Genomic DNA, 15821 nt, shown 5'->3' on the forward strand with positions numbered 1-15821 from the left:
TGAAACGTGTGTACATATTATCTCTACAAAAGTCACGCCATTTTCCAAAGGCTTTAGGGCAGTACGCCACTGGTCACTTAGGCTTCACAGGATATGCAGCTCATAGCCTGAAAAATTCCCTGATTTTATGCAGTGCTATCACTAAAGCTTCGATTAAATTCATTCACTGCATAAAATACATGCCGAATGAATTTAAACGTTGAAGAACTAGTTTGTCTTTTTCTATTAATCATATTGACACTTCAACACCACTTACTTTCCAATTCGAAGGAGCACGCACTTTAGGTACGTGATAAAAATCAACCTGATATGTTATTTAGCTTTATTCATCAAATATTTTTTGCCGTCTTTTGGATGGTGAGATGCAAAAAGGCTTTAGTATTTTTCAGTTAGCTGAAAAAAGTTAGAGTCTCCAGCAATTGTTATTGATTTTTTGTGCGTGAAGCAAAGGATAAACGTAGTAACTTCAGCAGATTTGGGAATACTTTATTATCGGCTATTGTCTCATATCTACAGTTTTTCGCATCATATCAAACAGCAAATTGTTGAACGAAATTGATAGTAGGAGGTTTTCATTTGGTTACAGTTCTCATTGCGATACTTTTACCATTTGTTTGTGCTGCGCTTATTCCACTACTTTATAGGCAACTAAGGCGTGTTGCACATCTTGGCTGGTTTGTTTTATCCGTTCCATTCATCTTGTTTCTTTTACTCGCGCGCTACATTCCTCAAATAGCCGGGGGTAAAACGTTTATTCATACATATGAGTGGATTCCCTCTTTTGATATAAATTTCACAACTTACCTCGACGGACTCAGTATGATTTTTGGTTTGCTGATTACGGGTGTAGGTAGTTTAGTCATTTTATATTCTATTTTTTATTTATCAACGAAAGAATCTCTTCATCATTTTTACTGCTATTTATTACTATTCATGGGCGCTATGCTTGGCGTCGTCTTTTCAGATAATTTAATGGTATTATACACATTTTGGGAGCTAACAAGTGTGTCATCATTCCTGTTAATTGCATTTTGGCATCATCGAAAAGCATCTCGCGCTGGTGCAAGAAAAGCCATGACCATTACCGTTTTCGGTGGCCTTTCAATGCTTGCAGGATTTCTAATGCTTCATGTGGCATCAGATACATTTAGTATTCGTGAAATCGTAGCCAATGTAGAGGTTATACGTGATCATACACTGTTTATCCCAGCGTTAATTCTTATTCTAATCGGTGCATTTACAAAATCTGCACAGTTTCCTTTCCATATTTGGTTACCAGATGCGATGGAGGCGCCAACACCAGTCAGTGCATATTTACACTCGGCAACAATGGTAAAGGCCGGTATATATTTAGTTGCACGTTTTTCCCCAATATTTGGAGGAGAGGCTGTCTGGTTCTGGCTGGTAAGTGTCGTTGGCCTTGTAACGTTGTTCTGGGGTTCGTTTAATGCTGTGCGTCAAACGGATTTAAAGGCGTTGCTGGCCTTTTCAACGGTTAGTCAGCTTGGTTTGATTATGAGTTTATTTGGGCTAGGGTCAGTCGGTCATTATTACGGTTATGCTGAAAATACCGTTTTTTATACGCAGGCAAGCTTTGCAGCGTTGTTTCATCTCATTAATCACTCCACGTTTAAAGGTGCCCTGTTCATGATGGTCGGTATTGTCGATCATGAAGTGGGAACACGAGATATTCGCCGTCTCGGAGGTTTAATGGCCTTGATGCCTGTAACTTTCACCATTGCAGTTATAGGCGGGTTTTCTATGGCTGGATTACCTCCGTTTAATGGCTTCTTAAGTAAAGAAATGTTTTTCACTGCGGTACTAGCTATTCGCGATGTAGAGGCGTTTTCAATTTCTGATGTGGGATTGCTATTTCCAATAGTGGCGTGGGTGGCAAGTATTTTTACATTTGTTTACAGTGTGATTTTAATAAGTCGAACGTTTTTCGGAAAACTACAGCCAGATAAGGTGGATAAAAAACCGCATGAAGCTCCTTTAGGCATGCTACTTTCGCCAATCATACTGTGCGTTTTCGTAGTTGGGATTTTCTTCTTCCCAAATGTGCTAGGACATTATATTTTAGAACCTGCTATGGCGAGTATTTATCCAACATTCCCATTAACTAGTGAATTAACACCACATATTCATGCGTGGCATGGCATTAATGCAGAAGTGTTAATGACTCTTGGAGTAATTATTATTGGAACGATCTTATTTAAAACGTTAAAAAGATGGAAGCCTTTGTATCGGATATTCCCTCAAAGATATACCTTTAATACGTATTACAATCGTATGATTGAGTTTAGTGAAAATAGTTCTGCAAAACTTACTAATCGCTATATGACAGGTAATTTAACACATTATTTCATCTATATATATGTATTCTTTGTTGCTTTAATTGCAGGATATTTTATTTGGTCGGATGCAATTGCATTTGATTTTGCGAAGGATTCCACAATTGAGTCCTATGAGCTCATTTTAGTATTTGTGATGATGTTCGCAGCTGTATGGATGATTTTCGCCAAAGGACGAGTAACGGCAATGCTGTTGAATGGCGTGCTTGGCTATTCAATTGCCTTTTTCTTTGTTATTTTCCGTGCTCCTGATTTAGCGTTGACCCAATTAGTTGTTGAATCTGTAACAACGGCTTTATTCCTTCTATGCTTTAAATATTTACCTGATTTAATGCCTGAAGCCTCCCATAAAAAAGTGCAATGGTCTAAGGCGGTTATATCCATTTTCGTTGGTGCCACAGTTACATTAATTGGCTTAGCGGTTGTCCATTTCGATCGCTTTGAGCCAGTGGCCACTTATTTTAATGATTCCTACGAACTAGCGGGTGGTTCAAATATTGTAAACACAATATTAGGCGATTTCCGTGCATTTGATACGATGCTAGAAGTTGTCGTTCTTCTGATTGCTGGCTTAGGGGTGTATGCACTAACGAAGCTGAAGCCGCGAAAGGAGGAGACGGACCATGAAAATTAATGACGTCATTTTACGTACTGTCACAAAGACAATCGTATTCATTATTTTAACCCTTGGTATTTATCTATTCTTTGCAGGGCATCATGCTCCAGGTGGAGGTTTTATAGGTGGTCTCGTGCTAGCCTCTGGCATTGTTCTACTGTATTTAGCGTATGACATTGAAACAGTGCATAAAGGGATACCATTTGATTTTAAAAAAGTTGCAGCGCTCGGAGTATTACTTGCAACAGGCACAGCTATCGGCTCATTATTTTTGGATGTACCGTTTTTAACGCAGGCACATAGTTATATAAATGTACCGATATTCGGGAAAATGGGTTTTTCGACTGTAACGATTTTTGAAGCTGGCGTAGCTTTAACTGTTGTAGGTGTTGTGGTCACAATTATTTTAAGTATAAGTGAGGATGAGTAGCCAATGGAGTCTTTAATACTAGTTTTAGTTGGTGTATTAGTAGCTGTTGGGACGTACTTAATCCTCTCGAAACAGTTATTACGTGTGATTCTAGGAACTGCGGTATTATCGCATGCGGCGCATTTACTGATTTTAACGATGGGTGGACTGAAAAAAGGGAACGTGCCACTCTTAGAAGAATCGGAAGGTCCTTACACAGATGCTCTACCGCAAGCATTAATTTTAACTGCGATCGTGATTAGCTTTGCAGTGACGGCGTTCGTGCTTGTTCTCGGTTACCGAGCTTATAAAACTAACGGTTCGGCTAATTTTGATGAATTGAGAGGTACGCCGGATGAGTAATTTGATTGTTTTACCATTAATAGTGCCGGTTATTACGGCGATTTTACTTGTGTTTTTACGTGAAAATGTTTTTTTGCAGCGCATCATTAGTTTATTGACATTAAGCTTTGTTGTCCTTATTAGTGTCATTTTATTGCTAGAGATTCAGGAACAAGGCGTGATGCGTATTGATTTTAGTGGCTGGGCACCGCCATTCGGCATTTTATTTGTTGCTGATTCATTCGCAGTCCTACTTGTGTTAACAGCAAATATTGTTGCAGTCATTTGTTTGTTATATGCCATTTTCACAATCGGTAAGAGCTTTGAAAAGATGTATTTTTACCCGTTTGTCCTACTTATGGTAGCGGGAGTTAACGGTTCATTTTTAACAGGGGATATTTTTAACCTGTTTGTGTGCTTTGAGGTTATGTTACTTGCTTCTTATGCACTTATTAGTTTAGGTGGCGAGAAAGTTCAGCTGCGCGAGGCGTTAAAATATGTACTCATCAATATTGTTGCATCTTGGATTTTCCTAGTGGCATTAGCTTTTTTATATGGAACCGTTGGAACGTTGAATATGGCACATATTTCTGTCCGCGTGATGGAGCTAGGAGCTGACCCACTGATCACGACTGTGGCTCTTATTTTCTTAATTGTCTTTAGCTTGAAGGCTGGCCTATTATTATTCTTCTGGCTTCCAGGCTCATACAGTGTACCTCCAACAGCTATAGCAGCACTTTTTGCAGCATTATTAACAAAGGTTGGAATTTATGCGCTCGTCCGCACCTTTACATTACTTTTCCCAAATAATACGGAAGTGACACATATGGCACTTGGAGTCATGGCAGGGCTTACGATTATTGCTGGATGTATGGGAGCACTGGCAGGACGGGATGTAAGAACAATTGCCTCTTATAACGTCCTTATTGGTGTTGGATTTATAGTAGCTGGTCTTGCCATCGGTACTGAGTCTGCCTTACAGGGCGTAACCTACTATTTGATGCATGATATGGTAGCTAAGGCCATGTTGTTTTTAGCAGTTGGGACGATGATTTATGTTACTGGTGAAACGGTTATCGATAAAATGAGTGGGCTTATTCGAAATTATCCTCTTTTTGGCTGGTTATTCTTTATTGTCATGTGTTCACTTGCAGGTATACCACCATTAAGTGGCTTTTTGGGTAAGGTTTTAATTGGACAAGGAGCTATAGAGGGCGGAAATTTTGTTCTACTAGGACTAGGGTTTTTATCTAGTTTAATTGTTTTGTATTCCCTATTACGAATATTTCTCTCGTCATTCTTTGGGGAAACAATTATTAGTCTAGAGGATGAAAAGCCGTTACCAAAGCGTATGGTATTGCCACTAGCATTGTTAGCAGCTTGTACAATTGGTTTAGGAATTGGAGCTGAATGGATGGCTCCATATGTAACAGACGCAGCAGAAACGCTCTACACACCATCGATCTATATTGATGCAGTGCTGGATGGCACAACATGGCAAGGTGAGGTGAATAAATAATGGCGATGCAATTTATCTTAAATTTATTTATCGCAACACTTTGGTTATTGTTACAGGATGAAGTTATTCCGCAGTTTTCGACATTTTTAATGGGTTTTATCGTCGGTATAGGGATTTTATATGCTATGCATCGCTTTTATGGCACACAATTTTATTTGCGACGTGTGTTTTCAATCATTAAATTATTATGGCTCTTTAATTGGGAGCTACTATTATCGAGTTACAGCGTGTTAAGACAAATTACTACTCCGAAGCTCAATATTACTCCTGGTATATTTACGTATAAAACAGCACTCAAGGGAGATTGGGAAGTAACAGTGCTTGCGTTGTTGCTCACACTTACTCCAGGTTCAGTAGTAATGGAGGTTTCTGAAGAGGGAGATGTGTTTTATATTCATGCGATGGATATTGAACAGTCGAAAGAAGCTGTCATTCGTTCAATAGGAAAATTTGAACAAGCGATCATGGAGGTGACACGTTAATGATTGAAAAAATTTTACTATTGGCTCTCGCATTATTCAGTGTATCTATTGCATTGTCGTTATTTCGTGTTATTCGGGGTCCTTCTTTGCCTGACCGTGCCATAGCACTTGATACAATAGGTATTAATTTACTTTCAGCAATCGCTATCGTTTCAATTATATTGAAGACTAAGGCGTATTTAGAAGCCATTTTAATATTAGGTATTTTAGCTTTTATCGGCACGATTGCGTTTACGAAATATATTGAAAGAGGTGTGATTGTTGAACGTAAATCAAATGATTGAATGGGCGGCAGTCATACTCATTTTGATTGGCTCCATTGTAAGTGTTATTAGTGCATTTGGAATGATTCGTTTACCTGACGTATACACGCGTTCACATGCTGCAACGAAAAGTTCAACATTGTCGGTCTTAACATGTCTATTAGGCGCATTTATTTACTTTTGGGTGCATGATGGCTATGTTAGTGTACGTTTAATTTTAGGAATTACCTTCGTCTTTGTAACGGCTCCTGTGGCAGGGCATTTAATATGTCGTGCAGCGTATCGCTCCCGCGTGCCTTTAGCAGAAGGATCAGGGGAAGATGAGCTGAAGGAAAAGCTATTTGCAGATGAAAAATAAGATATGAGGCAGACCTCCATTTTTGGGGGTCTTTTTTGTTGAATCGATTTCGCCTTGGCTGAAAAGAAAGGTGCATAAAAAAAGTCTAAGTTATTCAAAACGAAAGGGTAAGTATAAATTGTTCATGTATGCTATGTATAAAAGTTGATTGGAGTGGAGGCTGGGCGACGCCTGAGGGATAACGTCACAGATGGGATCATAGAGCGCAAGCGAAGCGGAAATTAACCCCACGTTATGGTGATAAGCTAAATTTCTATGGGAAAGTTTAAATAGATAGATTTATCAGAAAATTTCGTGTATAATATTTTGTTAAAAAAGTTTGAGTTTAGCTTGATTATTATTTCAAAAGAGTATATCTTATTAGCAGATAGAGTATTTATTCTCTAAAGTGAATAAATATCCATTTGACTATTTTCGAGAACTAGATTCTCATAGACAATAAAACATAAATAAAAGGAGATCATTGAATATGAAGAACAAGTTTTTCACGCTCATGCTCGTTCTAGTAATTGGTGTACTAGCAGCATGTGGCGCAAAAGATGATAAAGCAAGCGATAAAAATTCAAATGCTGACGAAGGCACTGAACAAAAGCAAGTATTAAAAGTAGGTACTTCAGCTGATTATGCACCATTCGAGTATGTTGATGCTGCAAAAGGTGAAGAAATTATTGGCTTTGATATTGATTTAATTAAATTAGTTGGTGAAAAAATTGATGTAGAAATGCAATTTCAAGATATGGACTTCAATAGCCTAGTGCCAGCTATACAAGCAGGTAAAGTTGATATTGTTATTTCTGGTATGTCACCGAACAAAGAACGCGAAGAAGTTGTAGACTTCTCTGATAAATATAATCAAACGGAGCAAGTGATTATTGTCAAAAAGGATAGCGGTATTAAAAAAGAGGCTGATTTAGATGGTAAAAAAATCGGTGTGCAAACAGCTTCTATCCAAGAAAATTTAGGTAATGATATTGCTAAAAAAGTAGATGCAAAGGTTGAAGGACGTACACGAATTCCTGAAATTATCCAAGACATGATGTCTAAACGTTTAGATGCTGGAATTTTAGAGGGTGGCGTGGCGAAAGGTTATCTGAAAACAAACGATAAATTAGTAGCGTTCCCAGTCGAAGAGCAACCTGAAGACTTCAAAGCAATCGCTATTCCAAAAGGTAGCGATCTTAAAGATAAAATTAACAAAGCATTAAAAGAATTAGCTGATGAAGGTAAAATTCAAGAGCTAGAAGAAAAATGGTTAGAAAAAGTTGAATAAGCCAATTGACTTGCGATAGCTCTATTTTGGGCTATCGCTTGCGCTTTTCGTTTCCTTAAAAGAGAACAAGAAAGGAGGGGGCGCTGTGAATTTAGATTTTACAGCTATCATTCCCTCTATTCCTTATATATTAAAAGGGATAGGTGTTACACTTCAAATTGCAATCGGTGCATCCATCATCGGTTTTATAGTTGGTATATTATTAGCATTATGTAAGATTGGTAAAGTGAATGTTTTGCGTTGGTTTGCAGATTTTTATACATCGATTTTCCGTGGTACACCGCTCGTACTACAATTATTGATTATTTACTATGCCGTCCCACAGTTATTAGATATTCAAATTGAACCAATTCCAACGGCTATCATTGCATTCGGGTTAAACTCAGGTGCTTATATTTCAGAAATCATTCGCGCTGGTATTAATGCGGTTGATAAAGGACAGATGGAAGCGGCACAAGCGCTAGGTATTCCATATGCAAAAATGATGAAAGATATTATTATTCCACAAGCCGTAAAAAATATTTTACCATCTTTAGTAAATGAGTTTATTACATTAAATAAAGAAACAGCTGTTGTCACGGTTATTAGTGCGCTTGATATTATGCGCCGTGCTTACATTGTAGGTGGTTCAACATATCGCTATCTTGAGCCTTTACTATTTGCAGGTGTGATCTACTACATTATGACGCTAGTATTAACGTTCCTTGGTAAACGAATTGAGAAAGGAATGAGAAAAAGTGATTAAAATTGAAGATTTACACAAATCATATGGACAAAATGAAGTACTCAAAGGTATTTCAACAGAAGTTAAAGAAAAAGAAGTAATCGCCATTATTGGACCATCAGGATCTGGTAAATCAACATTCCTGCGCTGCTTAAATTTATTAGAAGAGCCAACGAGCGGAAAGATTACAATTGCGGGCGACGTTCTAACGGACAAAGGGACAAATATTATGAAGATCCGTGAAGAAGTCGGCATGGTATTTCAGCATTTTCATCTTTTTCCTCATAAAACGGTACTTGAAAATTTAACATATGCACCGATTAATGTGAAAGGAGTGGATAAGTCAGCGGCTATCAAAAAGGCAGAAGATTTATTAACGAAAGTAGGCCTATTTGAAAAGCGCAATGAATATCCAAACCGTCTATCGGGAGGACAGAAACAACGTGTTGCTATTGCTCGAGCACTAGCAATGGATCCAAAAGTAATTTTATTTGACGAGCCTACTTCAGCTCTTGACCCTGAAATGGTAAAAGAGGTATTAGCCGTTATGAAAAATCTTGCTGACACTGGGATGACGATGTTAATCGTAACGCATGAGATGGGCTTTGCACGTGAAGTGGCTGACCGTATACTATTCCTTGATGGCGGAAAATTAATTGAGGATGCATCACCAGAGGAATTTTTTACAGCACCGTCAACACAACGTGCGAAAGATTTCTTAGAAAAAGTACTATAAAACGAGGAAACGCATTTTTTACGGTATCTATAAGGAGCGTTCGGGAACTAGGCATCTTGTTGAAACCAATGGAGGGGCGGTCATACGAAATCTTTTGGAGAGATTTAAGAAACACCAAAGCGTGAAATGAAGAGTGACTCGATGGGAATGATTTTGGGTTACTTTTTTGTGCAATCTATGGATTTTATGTGTATGTGCTTACAATCAGTCAGTTTTATGCTTATAATAGTAGAGTCAGAGTTGATTCTGAATAAGTAGCCATAAAGTGAGCGATTGCGATTGAAAAAATTATTATATGTAGCTTTTTTTGTTGTTTTTATAGTCATTTTTTTGTACGTAAACAATCATTGGCTGGTTGTAAGCAAGCATGAATTCGAGTCAGAAAAAGTGCCCGCCAGCTTTGATGGGCTACGCATTACGCAAATAACAGATTTACAGGATGCTCTCTTTGGCGAACATCAAGAGAAACTCATAGCAAAGGTGAAGACAACAAATCCTGACCTGATTTTTATTACAGGTGATTTAGTTGATAGTAATCGTTATAATTTGGAGCGAAGCTTGCAGGCTGTTAGAGGATTAGTTAAATTAGCGGATGTCTATTATGTACTAGGAAACCATGAAGTAGCGACGAATAAAGTGAATGTAATTTATGAGGAGCTATCATCGTTAGGTGTACATGTGTTGTCCAATGAATCGACCGTCATTGAGCGCGACGGGGAGCGCTTGGCGATTGTGGGCATAGAAGATCCGTTATCAGGTAGAACAACGAAAGAAATGCTAGAGATAGCAACAAAAAATGTTCCACCAAATGTATTAACGATTTTACTAGCACATCGACCAGAAGTGTTTAATACGTATGTGGAGTTTGGAATTGATTTAGTATTTGCAGGACATGCACATGGTGGACAAGTTCGAATTCCTGGTATCGGCGGTCTTTTCGCACGAGGACAGGGAGTATTCCCGAAATATACGGCTGGAGTTATTGAGGAAGGAACAACAACTATGGCCGTTAGTCGAGGATTAGGTAATAGTACAGTACCATTTCGAATTTTTAATCCACCAGAGATTCTTGTAATGGAATTAAAGAAAAAATAAGCACTGCGTCTTTGCTACGCAGTGCTTTCTATTTGTTTACGCTCTATACGTTTAACAAGATAGATGCTTATTTCATATAAAATAAGCATTGGAATTAATACGAGTAGCTGACTAATAAAGTCGGGTGGTGTAATCACAGCAGAACCAACACCCATCGCGATGTAGGACCAGCCTCGTATTTTTTTCATGGAGTCAGCAGTTAGTACACCAATGGACGATAAAAAGAGGGCTACGATTGGTAATTCAAAGAGTAGTCCTAGTGGTACAGTTGTCATCACTAAAAAATGCATATATTCACTTGCTGATACCATAACATCAAAATTAGTTGCCCCTACGCCCACTAAAAATGAGTAGCTAAGTGGATTAACAATAAAGTAACCAAAAGCTACACCTAATAAAAAGAGTACAAGCATAACAGGTGCATAAAGACCGAGGAAGCGGCTTTCTTCTTCTTTTAAACCTGGCTTTACGAAGCTCCACAAAAAATGAACTAAAAATGGCATAGCTAGTCCGAATGCTAGTGTTGTGGAAATTGTCATGTAAAACTTAACTACCTCTAACGGCCCTAAAATAATTAGAGAATGCCCTCGAGTGACATAAGGAAACCAAATATTAATGGTAGAGAGTACGATAATAAAAAATAAAATAAATACGATAAGCCCTTTAATAATTTGTTTTCGCAGTTCTGTAAGATGTTCAAGTAATGATGCCACTGGAAAAAGTGGTTCATCAGCTACCGTATCCTGTTCAATTGTTTCTATTGGAATTTCAACAAAAGCCTCCACAGGTGTGAGAGGCTCAGCTTCTTTCTTATCAAGTGGACTTAAATATTTTCTTTTTTCTTCTTCATATGGATCCATAGGAAAACCTCCTACGAAGCGTCAGATTTTTTTTCAACTTTTTTCGCTGGTTCATCCTCATCATCGATAAGCCCCTTCGTGGACTTTTTAAACTCTGCAAATGTTTTACCGACTGCACCGCCGATTTCAGGCAATTTTCTTGGACCAAACACGATTAAAACAATGACTAAAATGATGATTAACCCAGGTACTCCAATTGCTCCAAGACCTCCCATAGTCTTGCCTCCTTTTAATAAAATGTCTAGCTATACCGATTTACTTGTTAAACTAAGGAACCACCTGATTTACTATATTTCACAACACCCTCTGCACAGCGGTAAGCTAGTGCCCCTAAAGTACCTGTAGGATTATAACCACTATTGTGAGGAAAGTTTCCAGCACTCACAGCAAAAAGATTTTCTACATGCCAATGCTGCAGATAGTTATTTACAACGCCGTCCTCTGGTTTTAAGCTCATAACTGTTCCACCTGTATTATGGGTTGTTTGATACGGGACAATATTGTAATCAGTGATTTCAGCGTTTGGGACAACAATTTTGGCGCCCATTTCTTTCATAATTTCAGCTGCACGTGCCGAAATATATTTATGAAGCGCGCGATCCTGATCAGTAAAGTTGTACGTTAATTGCATTAGAGGTAAGCCGTAAGCATCCTTATACGTAGAATCAAGAGACAAATAATTTTCTTTATGTGGCATCGAAGCCCCTTGTGCACCAATCCCGAATGAACGTGTATAGTAATGAATCGATTGCTTTTTAAATTCTGGTCCCCATGTTGGTGTATCAGGAGGTGTTGGGTTTGAGCCGATAGGACGTGCACCTGTTTGCGTCAGAGCTATATTTCCACCGTGAATAAAATCTAAGTCACTATGATCGAAATTATCGCCATTATAGTCATCTAAACTCATACCGAGTGAGCCTGCACCCATAAATGTGTTGTACTGCTCATCAAAGAATCCTGCAGCTCCAGGGAGTATTTGATAGCAATAGTTTCTTCCAAGTGTTCCTTTTCCAGTAGCTGGATCATATCGTTCTCCGATGTTAGAAACCATTAATAGCTTGGCATTATTAAAGACATAACTCGTAAGTACAACAGCATTTGCTGGTTGAATAAATTCTTCACCAGATATCGTATCGATGTATCGGACACCAGTTACTTTATTGCCTTGCTTTAAGATTTCAACAACATTGGAATTATAGCGCAGGTCAAAATTACCCGTTTTTAATGCAGTAGGGACAACAGTAACCTCTGCAGATGATTTGGCGCCATATTCACAACCGAAGCGCTCACAGAAGCCGCAATATTGACAAGCATTAATCGTTTCACCGTCAGGGTTCTTATAAACTTCTGATACGTTTGCAGAAGGAACCATGTAGGGCGATAATTTTAATTTTTTTGTAGCTTCTTCAAATTGTGTAAGCATCGGGGTCATTTTCATAGGTCCCGTCGGATAAGGATTTGAACGCTTTCCGCTAAATGGATTTTTATCATCTCCGGAAATACCTGCCGTTTTTTCGAATTTGTCGAAATAGGGCTCAAGTTCATCGTATGTTAATCCCCAATCCTGTAATAAATAATCAGCTCCAAGCTTATTCGGACCATAACGTTTGTCTGTCAATGTTTTAATTTGAAAATCATACGGTAAGAAGCGATAGGTCATACCGTTCCAGTGTGTGCCAGAGCCACCAAGCCCTTCACCAAGTAAAAAGGAACCAAGCTGACGCATAGGCAAAGCCTTCATATTGCGATTATTACGGAAGCTTACAGTTTCCTTTGAAAGATTTTGCATTATATCATAACGAATTGCATAACGATACTCGTCATGGATAGTCAGAAAATCTTCTGTGCCACGCTTTTGTCCACGCTCCAGACCAACGACCTTCAAGCCAGCCTTTGTACACTCTGCAGCGATAATGCCGCCAGTCCAACCTACACCGACTGTTACAACGTCTACACCTGGTAATGTTGTTGCCATTTTCTAACCCCCTTATATTAGTGGCTGCCTAATGAATTAGGCTCAATTTTTTGGAATTTCGGATCTTCGATTTGAGTAATGTACGCCATTTGATGACCAGGGAAGCCCTTCATACGCCAGCCATCCATATTACGATTCCCGCCATATATTGGGTCAGAGTAAGCGCCTTCTATTGTCGCTGCACGTAATAAAGTAAAGAAGAAAGCAGATGTGACACCACTCATTTGCACTTCGCCTTTCTGGAAGGCAGTTAAAATCTCATCCATTTGCTTACCATCTATATCATTAAAGCTCTTTTTATAGCGATTCTGTGCTTCCGACTCCAATTTTTGAACACCTTGCTTAAAAATTTCTGCGCGGGTTAATCGACTCTGATAGCCCTGTGTTGGAGCACCTTCACCAAATGGTCCATGCATATATTCTTTGGAATTACTTCCATATTGCCCAGCTAGCTGCTGATCGATAAAATAAGGCACATCCAAGCCCTTTGCCCCTGCACCTAAATCATCCTCAGGGAAAATACGTTCAGTAGCATTTGCTAAAATATTAAAATCCCTTTGATTCATAAAAAACATTTTAGCTTTCGGCGAGCCAGTCTCTTCAGTAGCAGTTCCATGCTGACCATGCTCTAACGTGGTCGTTCCTTTTCCATGCATGTTATAGCCTACAAGACCCCCAATTAATCCACCGCCGACTAATGTACCTGCAGCGATTCCTGTTGTTTTTAAAAAATCACGACGTGAAACATCCTTTTCTGGACTCATAGAAATCCTCCCCTCAAAATGTATAGAAACTATCCTATTTTTTATAATCAGCAAAAAAAGTAAATTATAATCAGGTATACTTGGGAAATTTTTAAATTTAATCCAAATAGATAATTCATTTTGTTGTAATTTAGTTAAGTTGTGGGTAAGTTGTTGATAAATGTGAGTTGCGAAGGGGATGAACGCTTCAATGAGCAGGTATCTGCGAATAATGAGGAAGTTTAAGCATCGATGTAGGAGAAGGCAGTAAAAGAAGAACGTGAAAGTGTAGCAAGTGATAATGATTGTGAATGAATAAATAAAGGAGCTGGCCAAGTAAGGATAGCTCTTTATAGGGTTGAAAAACAAAATGGTTAAGGAAACATTTGTGAATGTTGTGGCGCTTTAAATGAGGGTGATTTCTGTTTCAGGCTATTCGTTTCCCTGTGGGCGAAAGTCGAGTCACTTTTTTCGCTTTCTCTGCAGGAAGCTCGAACAGAATAAACTTATATCAGTGACGCAATTGTACATCTACTGTTATTGCCGCTTCGCTTTCGCACAGCAACAAAAGCGCCTCAGTCGGAACGGAAATCAACCCCTCGTTTTGCCAAAGAGTCATATTTTATTTAAATAGGACATCTTGATCTCATTGACATAAATAGTTTTTAACAACAAAGGAGCTACCCTAGCAATGGGGCAGCTCCTATTTGGTAATTTATTATCGAAAAGGTCAGTTAAGTACTTCTTGCATAGCTTCCAATAGTTGTTCGGCAGAGATAATACGCTCGCCACCGCCTTGTACCATTTGATCACTGCCGCCGCCTTTTCCATTAATGAGTGGCAGTGCCTTTGCAGCAATATCCTTCATACTTTTCTCAACTTTTGCGCCACGTGCTGCTACAAACTGAAGCTTGTCTTCATTTTTTGAAACGAGTAATACGATAGATTCTGTCTGCTCAGCGACAATAGTTCTTGCTAATTTTTGAAGCTCCTGCATAGTACGCTGAGTAAAGGCTGCAGTAATAATACGTTTTTTACTAGAGACTAGCGCTTTTGCTTCATAATTTAGCAGCTCTTCTTTTGCTGCTAAGAGTGCTTTTTCTGTATATTTCTGTGCTGTTAAGATTTTTGTAAGTGCTGTAGCCGCTTCTGCTTCAGGTACACTTAATTGTCTTGCAACGTCAGCTAGTACTTTCTTTCGCATGGCAAGCTCTGCTAAAACTCGGTGACCACAGACAAAGGAGACACGAATATTGCCCTTCATTTTCTCTGTGCCAAGGATCTTTATCGCACTTACTTGTCCCGTTGATGTTGGATGGGTACCGCCACAGCCGTTGTAATCAAAGTTAGGAATAATAACAAGTCGAATATCTCCTGTGACGGCTACCTCTTTACGTAGGCTATAGTTTTCAAGTTCTTTTTCTGTAATCCATTTCGTTTCCATTGGACGATTCTCTAGAATCATTTCATTGGCACGGGCTTCCGCGGCTACAAGTTGTTCTTCTGTTAGGGCATCCACGGCAATATCAATTGTGACCTGCTCACTACCCAAATGGAAGCTAACAGTTGGTGCATCAAAAAGCTCGACAAAAGCCGCTGTTAAAATATGTTGACCTGCATGCTGCTGCATATGATCAAAACGTCGTTGCCAATTCAATTTACCATGCACTTCTCCCGCCAAAGTCGAAGAGTCGCCTTGAATATAATGAAGAATTTCATCATTAATTTTCTCAACATCAATGACCTCGATATCATTTAAAGTACCTGTATCATGAGGTTGTCCGCCTCCTGTTGGATAAAATGCAGTATTAGATAGCACCACGTAGTTACGGCCATCTTTATCAGTTCCATTGTTGATAACTGTTGCTTTAAATTCACGTAGCATAACATCTTGATAATATAGTAGTTCTTTCAAGAAAAAAGCCTCCTTTATGTAGAGTATTCTTAAGAGAAGCAGGTCTCTCAATTAGTTCCATTTTATTTTGGCATAATTACTTTCAAGTGTATACGAGTTTTCTAGTTGACCCATGCTGAATTTGATTTAATATATAAAAGAACAGGTTAACTTAAAGGAG

Annotated in this window: 16 protein-coding genes; 11 read left to right on the forward strand and 5 right to left on the reverse strand. The window is 38.7% G+C overall.

Annotation, left to right across the window (positions count from 1 at the left end):
* Positions 1-576 precede the first annotated feature (576 nt).
* From FJQ98_RS00830 to FJQ98_RS00880, 11 genes are all read left to right on the forward strand, one after another.
* Positions 577-2988, forward strand: coding sequence for a Na+/H+ antiporter subunit A (locus tag FJQ98_RS00830; RefSeq protein WP_053592662.1), 2412 nt, complete (start codon positions 577-579; stop codon positions 2986-2988).
* The gene (locus tag FJQ98_RS00835) at positions 2978-3400 is read left to right on the forward strand and encodes a Na(+)/H(+) antiporter subunit B (RefSeq protein WP_053592661.1); all 423 of its coding nucleotides are present in this window, start codon (positions 2978-2980) and stop codon (positions 3398-3400) included. Before FJQ98_RS00830 ends, FJQ98_RS00835 begins: the two co-directional genes overlap by 11 nt.
* Before the next feature lie 3 nt (positions 3401-3403).
* Complete coding sequence (locus FJQ98_RS00840) at positions 3404-3742, forward strand: Na(+)/H(+) antiporter subunit C (protein ID WP_053592660.1); 339 nt, start codon at positions 3404-3406, stop codon at positions 3740-3742.
* Positions 3735-5240, forward strand: a complete 1506-nt coding sequence (locus FJQ98_RS00845) for a Na+/H+ antiporter subunit D (RefSeq protein ID WP_053592659.1) — start codon at positions 3735-3737, stop codon at positions 5238-5240. The genes FJQ98_RS00840 and FJQ98_RS00845 overlap by 8 nt, the downstream gene beginning before the upstream one ends.
* Positions 5240-5722, forward strand: a complete 483-nt coding sequence (locus FJQ98_RS00850) for a Na+/H+ antiporter subunit E (protein WP_053592658.1) — start codon at positions 5240-5242, stop codon at positions 5720-5722. Before FJQ98_RS00845 ends, FJQ98_RS00850 begins: the two co-directional genes overlap by 1 nt.
* The gene (locus FJQ98_RS00855; protein WP_053592657.1) at positions 5722-6006 is read left to right on the forward strand and encodes a Na(+)/H(+) antiporter subunit F1; all 285 of its coding nucleotides are present in this window, start codon (positions 5722-5724) and stop codon (positions 6004-6006) included. The genes FJQ98_RS00850 and FJQ98_RS00855 overlap by 1 nt, the downstream gene beginning before the upstream one ends.
* On the forward strand, positions 5984-6343 hold the full coding sequence (locus FJQ98_RS00860; protein WP_053592656.1) for a Na+/H+ antiporter subunit G: 360 nt from the start codon (positions 5984-5986) through the stop codon (positions 6341-6343). The genes FJQ98_RS00855 and FJQ98_RS00860 overlap by 23 nt, the downstream gene beginning before the upstream one ends.
* A 469-nt stretch (positions 6344-6812) precedes the next feature.
* Positions 6813-7613 (forward strand): transporter substrate-binding domain-containing protein, encoded by an 801-nt coding sequence (locus tag FJQ98_RS00865; protein ID WP_053592655.1) that lies wholly within the window; start codon positions 6813-6815, stop codon positions 7611-7613.
* 85 nt (positions 7614-7698) lie between these two features.
* On the forward strand, positions 7699-8358 hold the full coding sequence (locus FJQ98_RS00870; protein WP_053592654.1) for an amino acid ABC transporter permease: 660 nt from the start codon (positions 7699-7701) through the stop codon (positions 8356-8358).
* Entirely contained in the window at positions 8351-9073 is a 723-nt protein-coding gene (locus FJQ98_RS00875) for an amino acid ABC transporter ATP-binding protein (RefSeq protein ID WP_053592653.1), read from the forward strand. Before FJQ98_RS00870 ends, FJQ98_RS00875 begins: the two co-directional genes overlap by 8 nt.
* Positions 9074-9352: 279 nt before the next feature.
* Positions 9353-10168 carry a metallophosphoesterase gene (locus tag FJQ98_RS00880; RefSeq protein WP_053592652.1) on the forward strand — a complete coding sequence of 272 codons (816 nt, stop codon included), beginning with the start codon at positions 9353-9355 and terminating at the stop codon, positions 10166-10168.
* 14 nt (positions 10169-10182) lie between these two features.
* Here the strand turns inward: FJQ98_RS00880 and tatC are convergent, their stop codons facing one another.
* The 5 genes from tatC to FJQ98_RS00905 form a co-directional block, all read right to left on the reverse strand.
* Positions 10183-11028, reverse strand: coding sequence for a twin-arginine translocase subunit TatC (gene tatC, locus FJQ98_RS00885; protein WP_053592651.1), 846 nt, complete (start codon positions 11026-11028; stop codon positions 10183-10185).
* Between the two features lie 11 nt (positions 11029-11039).
* On the reverse strand, positions 11040-11243 hold the full coding sequence (gene tatA / locus FJQ98_RS00890; protein ID WP_053592650.1) for a twin-arginine translocase TatA/TatE family subunit: 204 nt from the start codon (positions 11241-11243) through the stop codon (positions 11040-11042).
* 47 nt (positions 11244-11290) lie between these two features.
* On the reverse strand, positions 11291-13003 hold the full coding sequence (locus tag FJQ98_RS00895) for a GMC family oxidoreductase (RefSeq protein WP_053592649.1): 1713 nt from the start codon (positions 13001-13003) through the stop codon (positions 11291-11293).
* 17 nt (positions 13004-13020) lie between these two features.
* A complete protein-coding gene (locus tag FJQ98_RS00900; RefSeq protein ID WP_053592648.1) occupies positions 13021-13767 on the reverse strand; it encodes a gluconate 2-dehydrogenase subunit 3 family protein in 747 nt (248 codons plus the stop codon).
* Between the two features lie 709 nt (positions 13768-14476).
* Positions 14477-15661 carry a serine-tRNA(Ala) deacylase AlaX gene (locus FJQ98_RS00905; RefSeq protein WP_053592647.1) on the reverse strand — a complete coding sequence of 395 codons (1185 nt, stop codon included), beginning with the start codon at positions 15659-15661 and terminating at the stop codon, positions 14477-14479.
* Between the last annotated feature and the right edge of the window lie 160 nt (positions 15662-15821).

It is taken from the genome of Lysinibacillus agricola, assembly GCF_016638705.1.
In the GTDB taxonomy this organism is placed as follows: domain Bacteria; phylum Bacillota; class Bacilli; order Bacillales_A; family Planococcaceae; genus Lysinibacillus; species Lysinibacillus agricola.

Excerpts from the sequence above, each read along its gene's own strand:
- FJQ98_RS00865 (WP_053592655.1), top strand. The coding sequence starts at position 6,813 with ATGAAGAACAAGTTTTTCACGCTCATGCTCGTTCTAGTAATTGGTGTA.
- FJQ98_RS00845 (WP_053592659.1), top strand. The coding sequence starts at position 3,735 with ATGAGTAATTTGATTGTTTTACCATTAATAGTGCCGGTTATTACGGCG.
- FJQ98_RS00840 (WP_053592660.1), top strand. The coding sequence starts at position 3,404 with ATGGAGTCTTTAATACTAGTTTTAGTTGGTGTATTAGTAGCTGTTGGG.
- FJQ98_RS00900 (WP_053592648.1), bottom strand. The coding sequence starts at position 13,767 with ATGAGTCCAGAAAAGGATGTTTCACGTCGTGATTTTTTAAAAACAACA.
- tatA (WP_053592650.1), bottom strand. The coding sequence starts at position 11,243 with ATGGGAGGTCTTGGAGCAATTGGAGTACCTGGGTTAATCATCATTTTA.
- FJQ98_RS00895 (WP_053592649.1), bottom strand. The coding sequence starts at position 13,003 with ATGGCAACAACATTACCAGGTGTAGACGTTGTAACAGTCGGTGTAGGT.
- tatC (WP_053592651.1), bottom strand. The coding sequence starts at position 11,028 with ATGGATCCATATGAAGAAGAAAAAAGAAAATATTTAAGTCCACTTGAT.
- FJQ98_RS00850 (WP_053592658.1), top strand. The coding sequence starts at position 5,240 with ATGGCGATGCAATTTATCTTAAATTTATTTATCGCAACACTTTGGTTA.
- FJQ98_RS00835 (WP_053592661.1), top strand. The coding sequence starts at position 2,978 with ATGAAAATTAATGACGTCATTTTACGTACTGTCACAAAGACAATCGTA.
- FJQ98_RS00855 (WP_053592657.1), top strand. The coding sequence starts at position 5,722 with ATGATTGAAAAAATTTTACTATTGGCTCTCGCATTATTCAGTGTATCT.